This is a genomic window from Bacillus sp. JK62 (assembly GCF_053663455.1).
Map to the genome: position 1 here is coordinate 646326 of NZ_JBSJQA010000001.1, position 12698 is coordinate 659023.

Sequence of the window (12698 nt, forward strand, 5' to 3'; positions counted from 1 at the left end):
GTGTTTTTATTCGGTTTCAAAGCGCTTGATCAGTTTTTCCTGATGGGCTTTCATCGCATCTTCTAACGTGATTCCGTACTTATCGGCAAGGATAGCCAGATTTCCGAGGACGTCACCCATTTCTTCAATCAGCTCCTGCCTGCGTTCAGCCTGGGTTGCGTCCTTTTCATCCGGCCGGTCTCTGCCGATTTCATATGCTCTTACCGCCCGGGCGAGCTCACCCGCTTCTTCCATTAAAAAGCCGATTCTGATAAATGGCCCGTACGCCGTCCATCCTCGTTTTTCGTAAAAATCTTTCGTCCATTGTTCTGCTTCAGCCATCTGCATGTGAAACACTCCTTATGTCCTGTATGATTCTTATTGATATTATCATATAGAGATGGGACAATATATAGTGTATTTTGATTTATTGATGTACATATATAGATGCGGAGATGAAAAAATGAAAACCATTTGTGTATTTGCGGGGTCAAACCCGGGGGTAAATGAAGAGTACAAACGCAAAGCGGCCGAACTGGGTGAATATATGGCGGAGCAGGGAATCGGCCTTGTTTACGGCGGTTCACGGGTCGGTCTGATGGGAACCGTCGCTGATGCGTTAATGGCAGGCGGCGGAAAAGCTGTCGGCGTCATGCCGAGCGGGCTTTTCAGCGGAGAGATTGTTCATCAGAATCTGACGGAGCTGATTGAAGTCAGCGGCATGCATGAGCGGAAAGCGAAAATGAGTGAACTTTCCGACGGGTACATTGCCATGCCCGGCGGTTTCGGAACATATGAAGAGTTATTTGAAGTGCTGTGCTGGGCGCAAATCGGCATTCATCAAAAACCGATCGGGCTGTACAATGTGAACGGGTATTTTGAGCCGATGATGAAGATGGTCAAGTACAGCATCCAGGAAGGATTTTCGAATGAGTCTCATTTAAAGCTGATACATAGTTCCTCCCGGCCGGATGAGCTGATTGAGCAGATGAATCGGTATACATACCCGATTTTAGATAAGAAATGGCGTGAATTGTAAGGCAGCGGTCTGAAATATGTTTCGGCGGCTGCATCTAATTCATTCTGACGGAAAGTTCTTTTCTCCTTCTCATGCGTACCACGCCTTTCTTCGTAATAAGAGATATGTCTGAGAATAAGAGGCGAATGAGAATGCTGTTGGGGTTGAAAGAAGAACATCCATTTCCTCAAAGGAGATGGATGTTTTGCGGTTTCCAGACTGTATGCGTTTACAACTTTTGTTGCACGAAAGTTTCTTCCGATATGAAATCATCCTGCTGCATCTTTTGTTTTTTTGAACCGATTCCAAATATACCGACTGTCAGTGCACAAAGAAACCAGCAGCCTGTAAAGAATAAGAAAACACTTAAAAATCCGTAGCCTGAATACAGGAAACTGACGACAAAGGGACCGGCTACATTTGCAAGGCGTCCTACGCCGTAAGTGAGGCCATTTCCAGATGCCCTGGCTTCAACCGGATATAATTCCGGCGTATAAGCATATGCGATCGAACTGAAAGTACGCTCAAACATATGCATGAGAAATCCGCATACGATAATGACCATCGGCAAAGGATTGATGCCGTAAAAGAATCCAAGCGCCATAATAATTAACGATAAAACAGAAATGGCCCACTTTCGATCCACACGGTCAGAGATTTGCGCCGCAATGAGAGCGCCCAGCGGGGCACCGATCGTTCCCAGAGTGACGTATACGATAGACTCATCCATTGATACGCCTTCTTTCACCAGAAGGGTGGGAACCCACGTGCCAAAGCCTTGAATTGCAATGGTGGAAGCTGCCCACATCGTCATTAAAACAAAAGTTCTTCCTGCTAAAGGCTTTTGAAACAGCGTCCGATATGGAACGGATTTTACAGCGGTTTGTTTGCTTTGCAGAGCCGGAGCTGGTTCAGGCAGTTCACCCTTTTCTTTTTCTGCTTTTGCCTCCAGTTCAAGCAGAATGCGGTGTGCTTGTTCGCTTTTTCCTTTCGTGTCCAGCCATTTCGGTGATTCTTCCAGTTTTCTGGCGATCAGCGGAAAAAAAATACCGACAGCGCCGAATAGAAAGATAAACCGCCAGCCGTAAGAGGCGGACGGCACGACCAATTTAGCCACCCAGCCGGCCGCAGGAATTCCGCATATGCCGATTGTAATACAGATTGCCTGGTATTTTCCCTTAGTTGCGGATGGGAAAAATTCGCTGATATACGTACTTGCCACAATCGTTGTGGCGCCGATACCTAAACTCGTAAGAAATCTAAAAACACCGAGTATTTCTGGGTTCCAAGCCAGAGAAGAGAGGAGGGAGAAGGAAGAGAAAAAGGTGACAACCAGAATTAAACCTTTTTTCCTTCCGAAACGGTCTGAAAACCATCCTCCGGCAGAGGCGCCGATAAACATTCCGAAATAGGAGACAGATGTAATAAAAGCGATAGTATGAGTGGATATGTTCCATTCCTTTAAAAGTGAAGGCGCCGCATATGAAAACGTATTTAAATCGATAAAATCAAAAAAGTAAGCGAATGAAAGGATAACGAGCACTGCTTGATGGGCCCTTGAAAAAGGCAGTCTGTTTAATCGATTAGACGCATTTACATTGATCATCTCGTATTCCTCCGTTTATCTTTGACTTGTCTGAAGACGGTATTAACCAATGTGATTGGGCGTATTCATGCTGTAACTTTGTTTAGTAAACACATAGCCTTCAGAGATTTTTCTTGCTGTGCGTACTACTTTAATCGTTGTTCCGTCCGGATCAACATCTGCCTCGGTTTTTAAAATACCGCTTGGATGCCCCAATCGGATCGTTCTCCCGGAGAATGAAAATTCAGATAATATTGTATCTTGCAATAGCATGCCGGCAGTCGTACATACCGCCCCTGTAATGGCTAAAGCTTGATGCGGTTTTTGCATGGACATCATACGAATGACAAGATCCATCTCTTCTGCGTGTCTCTTTATCCCTTTTGTATCGATATAATCCGCTGGAGATGAGATTAATGTCAGTTTTGGTACGGCCGGTGATTTTGCAGCAGCCTCATGTCTCGGAGCGAATCTGCATTTCTCGGCTGCAATCGATCGGATCATTTCGAGCTTTTCCAATATATCCGGGGTATATTCATCCGGAAGTTCTAAGCCGGTAAGCCCCGTGTCCTCTGCTTTTACAAAGACAAGCGGATTGGCGTAATCAATAATCGATACCGAGATATTTCCATACGGTGTATCGAGAACATCAATAGGCTGACCGGTGGGAAACAGCTTACCGGTCACCGCTCCTTCAGCCTGGTGAAATGAAAGATAAATAGGAGAAGCTGTACCTGGAACCCCCGGAATAGAGCAGTCCCCCTGGTAATGAAATGTTCCATTTCTGACTTCGACTTCTGCTGCGATCACTTTTTGAGTGTTTGTATTTAAAATTCTGACTTTTGTAACCGGCTCTTCAGCTTGAACGAGCCCTTTCTCAATAGCATAAGGGCCTACGGCAGAAGAGATATTTCCGCAATTGCCTTTGAAGTCGGTAAATTTGTCAGTCAGACTGACCTGAGCAAACGTATACTCAACATCTGCATCCTTTCTGGCGGATTTCTTAATAATGGCTGCCTTGCTTGTGAGAGAATGGCCGCCGCCGAGACCGTCAATTTGTCTCTCGTCAGGGCTCCCCATAATGTCTAAAAGAAAATCGCTCCATAGGTTTGTATCGTCTGGCATGTCTTTTTGAAGAATAAAAACGCCTTTGCTGGTGCCGCCTCTCATAACGGTTACAGGAACTTTTTCCATGCTGTCTCATCCTTACATCATTTTGTGTGGATAAAAAGGTACCGGTCCCTTTGGAAGATATCGTATGATAAATAAGGATTATAAGTAAAACATATAATTTTTATAAAGTTGAATAAAAAACTTTTATAATAGGAGAAAATTTTATAGCAGAAAAATATTTTGGGGGATTTCATATGGATGAAAAGGATTGGATTGTGCTCATTACATTATTCGAAGAAAAAAATATGACGAAGGCGGCAGAGCGATTATATATGACACAGCCGGCGTTAAGTTATCGGCTCAAAAACCTGGAAGCACAATTCGGAGTGCGCCTTTTTTATAAAAGAAAAAAAGGGATGGAGTTCACTTCAGAAGGTGAACATCTGGTTGATTATTCGAAAGAGATGCTGCAGGAGTTCAGAAGAGTGAAGGATGATATGCTCAATATGAGCCATGAAGTCAGCGGGGTTCTCAGATTAGGAGTCTCAAGCAATTTTGCTCAGTATAAGCTCCCGGCGATTCTAAAACGGTTTTCTGATCAGTATCCGTCTGTACAATTCCACGTCAATACGGGATGGAGTGCGAAGGTGATGGATCTGCTTCATCATTCGGCGGTACACCTTGGGATTATGAGGGGAAATTATGATTGGCAAGGGGAAAAACAACTGCTGAATGAAGAGAGGCTGTACCTTATTTCAAAAACTGAAATCAACAGTGAGGACCTTCCCAAATTGCCGATGATTTATTATCAAACTGATGCTTCTTTGAAAAGTTTGATTCAAAAATGGTGGAATAACCAATTTACTGAACCGCCTTTCATTGCAATGGAGGTAGACAGGCAGGAAACCTGTAAAGAGATGGTGAAAAACGGCCTCGGTTATTCTGTTGTGCCGGAAATCTGTCTTCAGCCTTCTGATGAATTATACACATTGGCGCTATCCTATAAAAATAATGAGCCTGTGATACGCGATACTTGGCTCATGTATGATTCTTCAGCGTTAGAATTATCTGTCGTCAAAGCATTCATTACTTTTTTGAATGGGAATAAAGCATAAAAAAACCTGCAAGAGACATCATCTCTTGCAGGTTTTTTGGGCATTACTTCTGGTCTTCCGTATTGCGTGTCAGCACTTTATCGATTAAGCCGTATTCTAAAGCTTCATCAGCTGATTTGAAGTTGTCGCGGTCTGTATCGCGCTCAATGACTTCAAGCGGCTGGCCGGTACGTTCAGCAAGCACTTTGTTTAATTTGTCGCGAAGCAAGAGAATGCGTTTTGCGGCGATTTCAATTTCTGTCGCCTGTCCTTGCGCTCCGCCAAGCGGCTGGTGAATCATAACTTCACTGTTAGGAAGCGCGTAACGTTTGCCTTTTTCTCCGGCTGCAAGTAAAAATGCTCCCATAGAAGCGGCCATACCGATGCAGATCGTGGATACTTTCGGTTTAATGAACTGCATTGTATCATAGATTGCCATACCGGCAGTGATTGATCCGCCAGGGCTGTTAATGTAAATGGAAATATCTTTTTCAGGGTCTTCCGCTTCAAGGAATAAAAGCTGTGACACGATGGAGTTCGCAACGTTGTCATCAATCGCAGATCCAAGCATGATAATACGGTCCTTCAAAAGACGGGAGTAAATGTCATAAGCTCTTTCTCCGCGGTTCGTTTGTTCAATGACTGTAGGTATTAAATTCATAATGCTCCTCCTTCACCTTTTAGGTAAGTATGTATTTACATGATACATTTTTGGTCAATAAAGGTCAAACAAAACGCTGACCAAAATGCCAACCTTTTCTTCTAACACCATTTTTCCCATAAAACAAAAAGTTCAAACAGCAAAGTGAAAATGAGGATGATCAGCGCCGGAGCCTTGAGAAAATGATATGGCCGGAGCGCTCAAAATAGACCGCAGTCGCGTCGGTACATACGGCTGAACGGTCTGACTACGTTGTCCGTCCTTCCAAAAGCCGTACCGGCAAATACGTTTCCAGCGGCAAATCATCAAATTCGCCTTCAATTTCTTTTGCTAAAATCTCGATGGCTGTTTTGGAAATCAATTCGATCGGCTGCTGGATGGTTGTCAAGTCCGGCAGAACCGATTGAACGGTTTCAGTGCCGTCATATCCGATCACTTTTAATTGATTCGGGATGTCTTTCCCCCGTTTTTTGGCCTCGGTCATCACGGCAGCCGCCATGATATCATCGCTGGCAAAAATTCCGTCGGTGTCAGGCTGTTCATCGAATAATGTTGAAATAATATCATGGTAATGCTGATAAAAGGGTACTTCATATGTAATAGGCTTCCGTCCGTGTTCATGCATGACGTCTTCGTATGCTTTTCTTCTGAGGTTTGCCGGTGTTTCGAGTTCAATCGGGCCGTTGAGATGGACGATGTGCCGGCACCCTTTTTCAATCAGCAGTTCAGCCGCCTTTTTTCCGCCGTCATAGTTGTCTGAGCCGACGACGGGAATCTTGTCCGATAAGTAATGATCAATGGCGACAATCGGCAGATTTTGCTTGTGATAATTGAGAATTCCCCGGTTGTAAGTCACGGCGATCACGCCGTCCACTTGGTTTCTTATCAGCATCTCCAAGTATTTTTCTTCCTTATCTTTTCGATGTAAACTGTTGCAAAGCAACAGTTTGTAGCCCATGGACGTACAAATGCTTTCAATATGAAAGGCGAGTTCGCCGAAAAACGGGTTGCTGGAGTTTGGGATGATAAGTCCTATTAAATTGGTTCGTTTTCGGAATAAAGAGCGGGCCAGATCGTTTGGAAAGTAATTGATTTCTTCCATCGCCTTGTACACTTTTTCTTTTGTTTTTTCGCTGATATAGCCGCGGTTATTTAATACCCGCGAAACGGTTGTAGATGAAACTCCCGCTATTTTCGCAACATCATGAATGTTAGGCTTCATTCCCGTGCCCTCCTGCTTACTGAAATGGCTTACAATTTCCGTCACGCACTTATTTTAGAGAATCAGGCTGACATGTGCAAGGACATTCCATGTTTCTGTTTTCATATAAAGAGGGTGCGTTTTGTTTGATTGGAATAATCAGAAAATCATATGTCAACCGATTGACATATGAAACCGGTTGACATACAATTCTTTTTGAAAGCGCTTTATTTATGGAGTGAAGGGAAGTGACGGGTATGGAGAGATGGCTGGCGGCAATAAAGTGAAGGAATCAAGCAGCGGCGTAAAGTAAGCGCTTACTCGGAGCTCGCATGTATGTGATGAATATGAAGAAGGAAGTATGCGGCTCAAAACGGCTATTAAAAGGTCCTATTAAAGGAGCGGTGCAAATGAAAAGCTCAAAAAGTCTGTATTGGAAACTGAGTGCTTATTTCTTCTTTTTCTTTTTTACTTGGTCTTCCAGCTATTCTTTATTTGCGATTTGGTTAGGGCAGGAAATCAATTTAAACGGATCAGCGACAGGCATTATCTTTTCTGTAAACGCCGTATTTGCCCTGTGCATGCAGCCTCTTTACGGTTTTATCTCTGACAAATTGGGGCTGAAGAAAAAGATATTGTTTATGATCAGCTGTCTTCTCATATTCACGGGTCCGTTTTATATCTTCGTCTATGGGCCGCTTTTACAATACAACGTCTTTCTTGGCGCCGTTGTCGGAGGCTTATATTTGGGAGCCGCTTTTTTAGCGGGAATAGGCGCGATTGAAACGTACATTGAAAAGGTCAGCCGTAAGTATGATTTCGAGTATGGAAAATCAAGAATGTGGGGCTCGCTGGGCTGGGCGGCGGCTGCATTTTTTGCAGGGCAGCTTTTCAATATCAATCCCAATATCAACTTCTGGATCGCCTCTGTTTCAGCCGTCATATTAACGGCCATTATCATGTCTGTGAAAATAGAAATGACCGATCATGAGAAAAACAGAGCGGATTCGGTCCGGTTAAAAGATGTGGGGCGGCTCTTTTTACTAAGAGATTTCTGGTTTTTTATGATGTACATTATCGGGGTGACTTGCATTTACGGCGTATATGATCAGCAGTTCCCGATCTACTATGCGTCTTTGTTTCCTTCAGTGTCAATGGGTAACCAAGTATTCGGCTATCTGAATTCATTCCAGGTGTTTTTGGAGGCCGGCATGATGTTTCTTGCGCCTTTTATCGTCAATAAGTTCGGAGCGAAAAACAGTTTGATTTTAGCGGGGTTTTTAATGGCTTTCCGCATCGTCGGGTCCGGAATTGCAGTTGAGCCTGTAGGCATTTCATCAATGAAACTCATCCACGCACTGGAATTGCCGATTATGCTGATCGCCGTTTTTAAATATTTGGCTGCCAATTTTGATACGCGTCTGTCGTCCGTCCTTTATCTCGTCGGTTTTCAATTCGCATCTCAGGCAGGCGCGTCGATTCTGTCGCCGCTTGCGGGAGGATTATATGACAGTGCGGGGTTCCGTCAAACCTATCTCATCATGGGAATCGTCGTCTTTGGTTTTACCGTCATCTCCATATTTACTTTATTGGGCCCGAAACAAAACAGCAGGCGTGTCCAGCGTCTGCAAAAAATCGGATAGAGAGGATGTTACAAATGGACAGAATTCAGCAGGCGGAAGAAGCTTTGAAGGAAGCCGAGGGTAAAGTAAAACAAAGGTATCGATTGGGGTATCATATTATGCCGCGGGCGAATTGGATCAATGATCCGAACGGGCTTATTCAGTTTAAAGGAGAATACCACGTCTTTTTTCAGCATCATCCGTATGATGAGCATTGGGGGCCGATGCATTGGGGACACGTAAAAAGTAAAGATCTCGTTCATTGGGAGCACCTGCCGGTTGCCTTAGCTCCGGGCGACGCATTCGATCAAAGCGGCTGTTTTTCGGGAAGCGCGGTCGATGATCATGGAAGATTGGCCCTCATCTATACAGGACATAATATAATTGATCAAGAGAAAGACCTATTCTATCAAACTCAAAATATCGCTGTCAGCCAAGATGGCACCGTGTTTGAAAAGCTTCAGGAAAACCCTGTTATTGCGGAACCGCCGGAAGACAGCGCCCGTCATTTCCGCGATCCGAAAGTATGGAAGCATCGCGATGTTTGGTATATGGTCATCGGCAATTCTTCAAAAGAAAACGTCGGACGGGTCGTTTTATACCGTTCACCTGATTTGCGTGATTGGGAATACGCGGGGGTTCTCGCCCAAAGTGACGGTAATCTCGGCTATATGTGGGAATGTCCTGATTTCTTTGAATTAGGCGGCAAACACGTCCTGCTGATTTCGCCCCAGGGTATTGAAGCGGACGGTGATTCCTATCAAAATTTACATCAAACCGGCTATTTAATCGGTGACTATAATAATGAAACAAACAAATTTACACACGGCGCTTTTAAAGAACTGGATCACGGCCATGACTTTTACGCCGTGCAAACATTATTAGATGATAAAGGACGCAGAATTGCTATCGGCTGGATGGATATGTGGGAATCTGAGATGCCGACAAAAGCGGACGGATGGTGCGGTGCACTGACTTTGCCGCGAGAACTGACTTTGCGTGATGATCATAAACTTTTGATGAATCCCGTGGAAGAAACCAAGCAGCTGCGGAAAATGGAATATCGGGAATGTGCCGGACGATCGGTTTCAGGGAGTTACTTGGCAAAGACGTCCGAAGACCTGCTTGAAGTCCGAGCCGTGTTTGATGTAAACGATTCTGATGCCGAAGCGGCAGGTTTTAAAATTCGCGGCCTTGACGAAGAAGAACTTGTGCTGACATACAATCTAACGGATAAAAAGCTGACACTTGATTGCACTAAGATGGGGAAAACGAAAGACGGTGTGAGAAGGGTGCGGCTGGATGCAAACGGCAAGCTGGCGCTGCGTATCTTTATTGACAGATCCTCGATTGAAGTATTCGCCAATCATGGAGAAACAACGATGACAAGCCGTATCTATCCGAATGAGGGCAGATTGGGGATTGAGCTGTTTTCTGAGAAAGGCGCCGTAAAGGTTGAGGAATTCACCTATTGGACGTTAAAAGACATTTGGAAAAAAAGCTGAAACGGGTGATTGCCGCTTTTTCTGCAGCGGCTGGAAATGTACCGAGCCGGGGGCGTCCGCCTGAAATAAGTTTTTTGTGAAAATCAATGCCGTTAAATGATGCAGGATTATGCTGCATGAGGACGCTGCATAATCCTGTTGTGTATAATCAAAAAAGAGTTGCTTTCTGTGCGTTCCTTTATTATAATATAAAGGTATCTGATTGAAAAAACGTGCGCTCGTAGCTCAGTTGGATAGAGCGGTGGTTTCCGGTACCACGTCTGTCGGGGGTTCGAATCCCTCCGAGCGCGTCTCAGTTAAGACGATAGGAAAAACCTCGCAGATGATAATCTGCGAGGTTTTTTTATTTTATCTTGTTTTGAAACTGTTAACGAAAGTGTCTCTGTTATGTTCGGTTCCGGCAATCAGCCGCGCACTTTCACTGATCCGCTGTGCGAGAGCTTTTTGCGCCTTGCCTTCGAAGCTGTTTAATAGTGCTGAATACACTTCATATAATTCATCTATCAAAGTATCCATTTCGAATGTCGGTTTCAGCGTTCGGCGCACTGTCTCCAGTTTTGTCTCCGCTGCCTGTGTCATGACGGTTTTCAGCATCTGCCGCTGCAGCCTTTTCTTCATCGGGTCGTCCTTGTTTTCTAAAAGTTCGTCTAATGTCGGCATTATGTATCCACCTCTATCATCTTAACCAGTTTGCGAGCATCTGGTCTTTTTCCTGAAATTCGTCCGCTATTTTATGTAAGAATCCGCCGATCTCTTCAAGGTCCGTGATCGCCGCCTGCAAAGAATCAATAAACGCCTGCTCAGCCTGTGTGTCGTAAAAAATCGGGCCTTTATCGTAGGATTGCGCAATATCTTCAATTGTATTGGTCACGTCCTGTGCTTGAAGCTGATCAAACAAGCCGTGTCCGACTTGGCCGTAAAATTCCGTTTTCAGCTCGGCGATTTTTTCATCGTGCTCTTGATAGGCGTTCTGCGCTTCTTTTTTCATCGTCCGCAAATCCTCAGTCATGGCCTGCACCTTTTCAGCCAGCTTCTTTGCGTTTTTCGGCGTTACTTTTATCGCGTCTCCGCTTCCGATCGCACCGGCCGGCAGAAGAGCGCCGAGATTTTTATCGAAAACTAATTCATCACCATTCGGATTTGTGATGTTTCCGTTTCGGTCAAATATGAAATTCGCTTCGTTTAAGCCGTGTGTATCCGGATTTCTCAGAATGACGGTAGTAAAGAAATAAGCGAGATTCTTGCTGATCTGCTCGTTTAAGTTCCCATCAAGCCGCTGCTTTCGGCTGAACTGTGAGAGTGAGGGGTTTTTCGTATAAATCGTTGTCCCGTTGTGGCGGTCATATTCGTTCCAATAACCTGCCCCGACCATGTCGTCCGGATTGATAATTGACCGGATGTAAGGGTCGTATATGCCGCTGTTGATGTCTTTCTGTGTTTCTTCATCGTGCAGTTTTACGACGGAAGGGCTGTTAAACGCGACGGCGTACACATCATTATTCACCGCGCTGTATTCGGCCTCAGCGCCGCCGAGTGAATGGCCGGTTGTTGAAATAATCGTTGACGTTCCGGCATACTTTTTCTTTACGCTGCGTACCAGCTGATCGGCTTGATCGATTTGCGATGTTTTCGTTATCAGCTTATACTTTCCGGTTGTGAGCATGGCGTCTTGAGAGGGCGTTCCGTGATAGGTTCCGAGCGTTTTCGAGGTATCCTCCGCGTCTTTTTTTACAATATAATACACTTCTTTTTGCGGATCATTTCCGAAAACAATATTCCCGCCGTCCGCTTTTACGCCGTCATTGATCGGGTCTTTTCCGATATCGGTTCCCGCAAAGGCGACGACCACGTTTTCGGGGTTTTTTGATTTTACCCATTTTCCATCTTGTGTTTTTTCTCCTTGTGATAGTACAACTGCGTCTAATCCGGTATCTTCGTCCGTTTTTATTTTTTCAACGTACCAATAAGTAGGTTTTGAAATGGAAGAATTAGTACGTATATACTCATTGTTCACTAATTTCCTTTTAAGATAGTCATAGTTATAAGCACGTTTATATAGCACCTTTCTTGTCATGTAAAATAGGGTAGGGAAAGGGATGATTTTTTTTGAAAAAGTACCTTATTATTGTACTAGTGTTAATTATAACCGTTGGAGGATTGATTATGAAGCATCAATATGATGTGAAAAAGGAAGAAGAGGCTCTTTTTGAAAAAGCCAAAAGTAAAATGACCGAATACTTGCATCACGAGTACAAGGGAATAGAGAAAATTTCTTATGATGATTATTTTATTGATCCAACGGGCGGAATTACAGTTGAGGGGTATCTAAACGGCGATAAAACTAAAGAATTTGACGGTTTATATGATCCTGTAGGTGACAAAATAGGAAGCTCCTCTGTGGATGCGGAAGAAAAATCTTAAGACGCCCAGCTGGCATTTTTATTTTTGTAAGATTCCTTTTATTGCAGCAGATGTCGCGGATCATTCTTACTAATCCGCGAGCTGCATATGGAGCATGAAGCGGTAATGAATTTGTACTAAACGAAAAAGACAAGGGTTTCGGCATGTGCCGCCCTTGTCTTTTTTTATTGAACACTGTAAAACATAACCGGAAACAGCTCATTATTTGACAGTCCATTTTAACAGCGTTACAATTAATCATGTAAATAGTTACATGTTTAAACAAACATAATGTCTCGGGAGGTGATACGTCCTTGAATGAACCTTCTTTAAAAAAGTCATTTATGAGTCAGTGAAACGCATCATTGATCCCGAGCACGTGTATTTCCGCACTGTGCCTGTGTTTGAAACAAGCAGTGAGGCATATCAGCATCTGCAGGACCGGCTGTTTATCGGGGCTGCGGTCAGATTGCCGGATGACATTCGGTTAGATATTTATGAAATTCAATAATAAGATGGA

13 protein-coding genes and 1 tRNA gene are annotated in these 12698 nt (G+C 44.1%); 7 read left to right on the forward strand and 7 right to left on the reverse strand.

All coding sequences use genetic code 11. The features are described from left to right. Positions 1-6 precede the first annotated feature (6 nt). Positions 7-327, reverse strand: a complete 321-nt coding sequence (locus ACWJJ4_RS03195) for a MazG nucleotide pyrophosphohydrolase domain-containing protein (RefSeq protein WP_003151506.1) — start codon at positions 325-327, stop codon at positions 7-9. A gap of 115 nt (positions 328-442) precedes the next feature. Here ACWJJ4_RS03195 and ACWJJ4_RS03200 point away from each other — a divergent pair, with 115 nt between their 5' ends. Then, positions 443-1018 carry an LOG family protein gene (locus ACWJJ4_RS03200; RefSeq protein ID WP_058906379.1) on the forward strand — a complete coding sequence of 192 codons (576 nt, stop codon included), beginning with the start codon at positions 443-445 and terminating at the stop codon, positions 1016-1018. Between the two features lie 208 nt (positions 1019-1226). Here the strand turns inward: ACWJJ4_RS03200 and ACWJJ4_RS03205 are convergent, their stop codons facing one another. Together ACWJJ4_RS03205 and ACWJJ4_RS03210 are read right to left on the reverse strand one after the other, a co-directional pair. Further along, entirely contained in the window at positions 1227-2603 is a 1377-nt protein-coding gene (locus tag ACWJJ4_RS03205; RefSeq protein WP_454021422.1) for an MFS transporter, read from the reverse strand. A 42-nt stretch (positions 2604-2645) separates the two neighbouring features. After that, complete coding sequence (locus ACWJJ4_RS03210; RefSeq protein ID WP_060387178.1) at positions 2646-3776, reverse strand: 2-methylaconitate cis-trans isomerase PrpF family protein; 1131 nt, start codon at positions 3774-3776, stop codon at positions 2646-2648. A gap of 173 nt (positions 3777-3949) precedes the next feature. Between ACWJJ4_RS03210 and ACWJJ4_RS03215 the strand changes: the two genes are divergently transcribed. Next, a complete protein-coding gene (locus tag ACWJJ4_RS03215; RefSeq protein ID WP_024085839.1) occupies positions 3950-4810 on the forward strand; it encodes a LysR family transcriptional regulator in 861 nt (286 codons plus the stop codon). Between the two features lie 43 nt (positions 4811-4853). Here ACWJJ4_RS03215 and clpP read toward each other — a convergent pair whose 3' ends face one another. Then, positions 4854-5450 carry an ATP-dependent Clp endopeptidase proteolytic subunit ClpP gene (clpP, locus tag ACWJJ4_RS03220; protein WP_003151513.1) on the reverse strand — a complete coding sequence of 199 codons (597 nt, stop codon included), beginning with the start codon at positions 5448-5450 and terminating at the stop codon, positions 4854-4856. Between the two features lie 247 nt (positions 5451-5697). Then, complete coding sequence (locus tag ACWJJ4_RS03225) at positions 5698-6672, reverse strand: LacI family DNA-binding transcriptional regulator (protein WP_454021423.1); 975 nt, start codon at positions 6670-6672, stop codon at positions 5698-5700. Positions 6673-7061: 389 nt separating this feature from the next. Between ACWJJ4_RS03225 and ACWJJ4_RS03230 the strand changes: the two genes are divergently transcribed. From ACWJJ4_RS03230 to ACWJJ4_RS03240, 3 genes are all read left to right on the forward strand, one after another. Beyond that, on the forward strand, positions 7062-8294 hold the full coding sequence (locus ACWJJ4_RS03230; RefSeq protein WP_025285330.1) for an MFS transporter: 1233 nt from the start codon (positions 7062-7064) through the stop codon (positions 8292-8294). Between the two features lie 14 nt (positions 8295-8308). Beyond that, on the forward strand, positions 8309-9778 hold the full coding sequence (locus ACWJJ4_RS03235) for a glycoside hydrolase family 32 protein (protein ID WP_454021424.1): 1470 nt from the start codon (positions 8309-8311) through the stop codon (positions 9776-9778). A gap of 214 nt (positions 9779-9992) precedes the next feature. Beyond that, positions 9993-10068: transfer RNA gene (locus ACWJJ4_RS03240), tRNA-Arg, on the forward strand. Between the two features lie 58 nt (positions 10069-10126). On the opposite strand, the gene ACWJJ4_RS03245 is transcribed toward ACWJJ4_RS03240, so the two are convergent. Further along, positions 10127-10438 carry a hypothetical protein gene (locus ACWJJ4_RS03245; RefSeq protein WP_454021425.1) on the reverse strand — a complete coding sequence of 104 codons (312 nt, stop codon included), beginning with the start codon at positions 10436-10438 and terminating at the stop codon, positions 10127-10129. A 16-nt stretch (positions 10439-10454) separates the two neighbouring features. Beyond that, complete coding sequence (locus tag ACWJJ4_RS03250) at positions 10455-11852, reverse strand: lipase (protein WP_454021426.1); 1398 nt, start codon at positions 11850-11852, stop codon at positions 10455-10457. 32 nt (positions 11853-11884) lie between these two features. Between ACWJJ4_RS03250 and ACWJJ4_RS03255 the strand changes: the two genes are divergently transcribed. Both ACWJJ4_RS03255 and ACWJJ4_RS03260 read left to right on the forward strand, forming a co-directional pair. Continuing rightward, complete coding sequence (locus ACWJJ4_RS03255) at positions 11885-12199, forward strand: DUF1433 domain-containing protein (protein WP_454021427.1); 315 nt, start codon at positions 11885-11887, stop codon at positions 12197-12199. A gap of 331 nt (positions 12200-12530) precedes the next feature. Beyond that, positions 12531-12689 (forward strand): DUF3237 family protein, encoded by a 159-nt coding sequence (locus ACWJJ4_RS03260; RefSeq protein WP_003151533.1) that lies wholly within the window; start codon positions 12531-12533, stop codon positions 12687-12689. Positions 12690-12698 lie beyond the last annotated feature (9 nt).

What these genes read in the sequence shown, in the direction of transcription:
- clpP (WP_003151513.1), bottom strand. Translation starts at nt 5,450, where the DNA reads ATGAATTTAATACCTACAGTCATTGAACAAACGAACCGCGGAGAAAGA.
- ACWJJ4_RS03200 (WP_058906379.1), top strand. Translation starts at nt 443, where the DNA reads ATGAAAACCATTTGTGTATTTGCGGGGTCAAACCCGGGGGTAAATGAA.
- ACWJJ4_RS03235 (WP_454021424.1), top strand. Translation starts at nt 8,309, where the DNA reads ATGGACAGAATTCAGCAGGCGGAAGAAGCTTTGAAGGAAGCCGAGGGT.
- ACWJJ4_RS03210 (WP_060387178.1), bottom strand. Translation starts at nt 3,776, where the DNA reads ATGGAAAAAGTTCCTGTAACCGTTATGAGAGGCGGCACCAGCAAAGGC.
- ACWJJ4_RS03225 (WP_454021423.1), bottom strand. Translation starts at nt 6,672, where the DNA reads ATGAAGCCTAACATTCATGATGTTGCGAAAATAGCGGGAGTTTCATCT.
- ACWJJ4_RS03195 (WP_003151506.1), bottom strand. Translation starts at nt 327, where the DNA reads ATGCAGATGGCTGAAGCAGAACAATGGACGAAAGATTTTTACGAAAAA.
- ACWJJ4_RS03215 (WP_024085839.1), top strand. Translation starts at nt 3,950, where the DNA reads ATGGATGAAAAGGATTGGATTGTGCTCATTACATTATTCGAAGAAAAA.
- ACWJJ4_RS03245 (WP_454021425.1), bottom strand. Translation starts at nt 10,438, where the DNA reads ATGCCGACATTAGACGAACTTTTAGAAAACAAGGACGACCCGATGAAG.
- ACWJJ4_RS03230 (WP_025285330.1), top strand. Translation starts at nt 7,062, where the DNA reads ATGAAAAGCTCAAAAAGTCTGTATTGGAAACTGAGTGCTTATTTCTTC.
- ACWJJ4_RS03250 (WP_454021426.1), bottom strand. Translation starts at nt 11,852, where the DNA reads ATGACAAGAAAGGTGCTATATAAACGTGCTTATAACTATGACTATCTT.
- ACWJJ4_RS03205 (WP_454021422.1), bottom strand. Translation starts at nt 2,603, where the DNA reads ATGATCAATGTAAATGCGTCTAATCGATTAAACAGACTGCCTTTTTCA.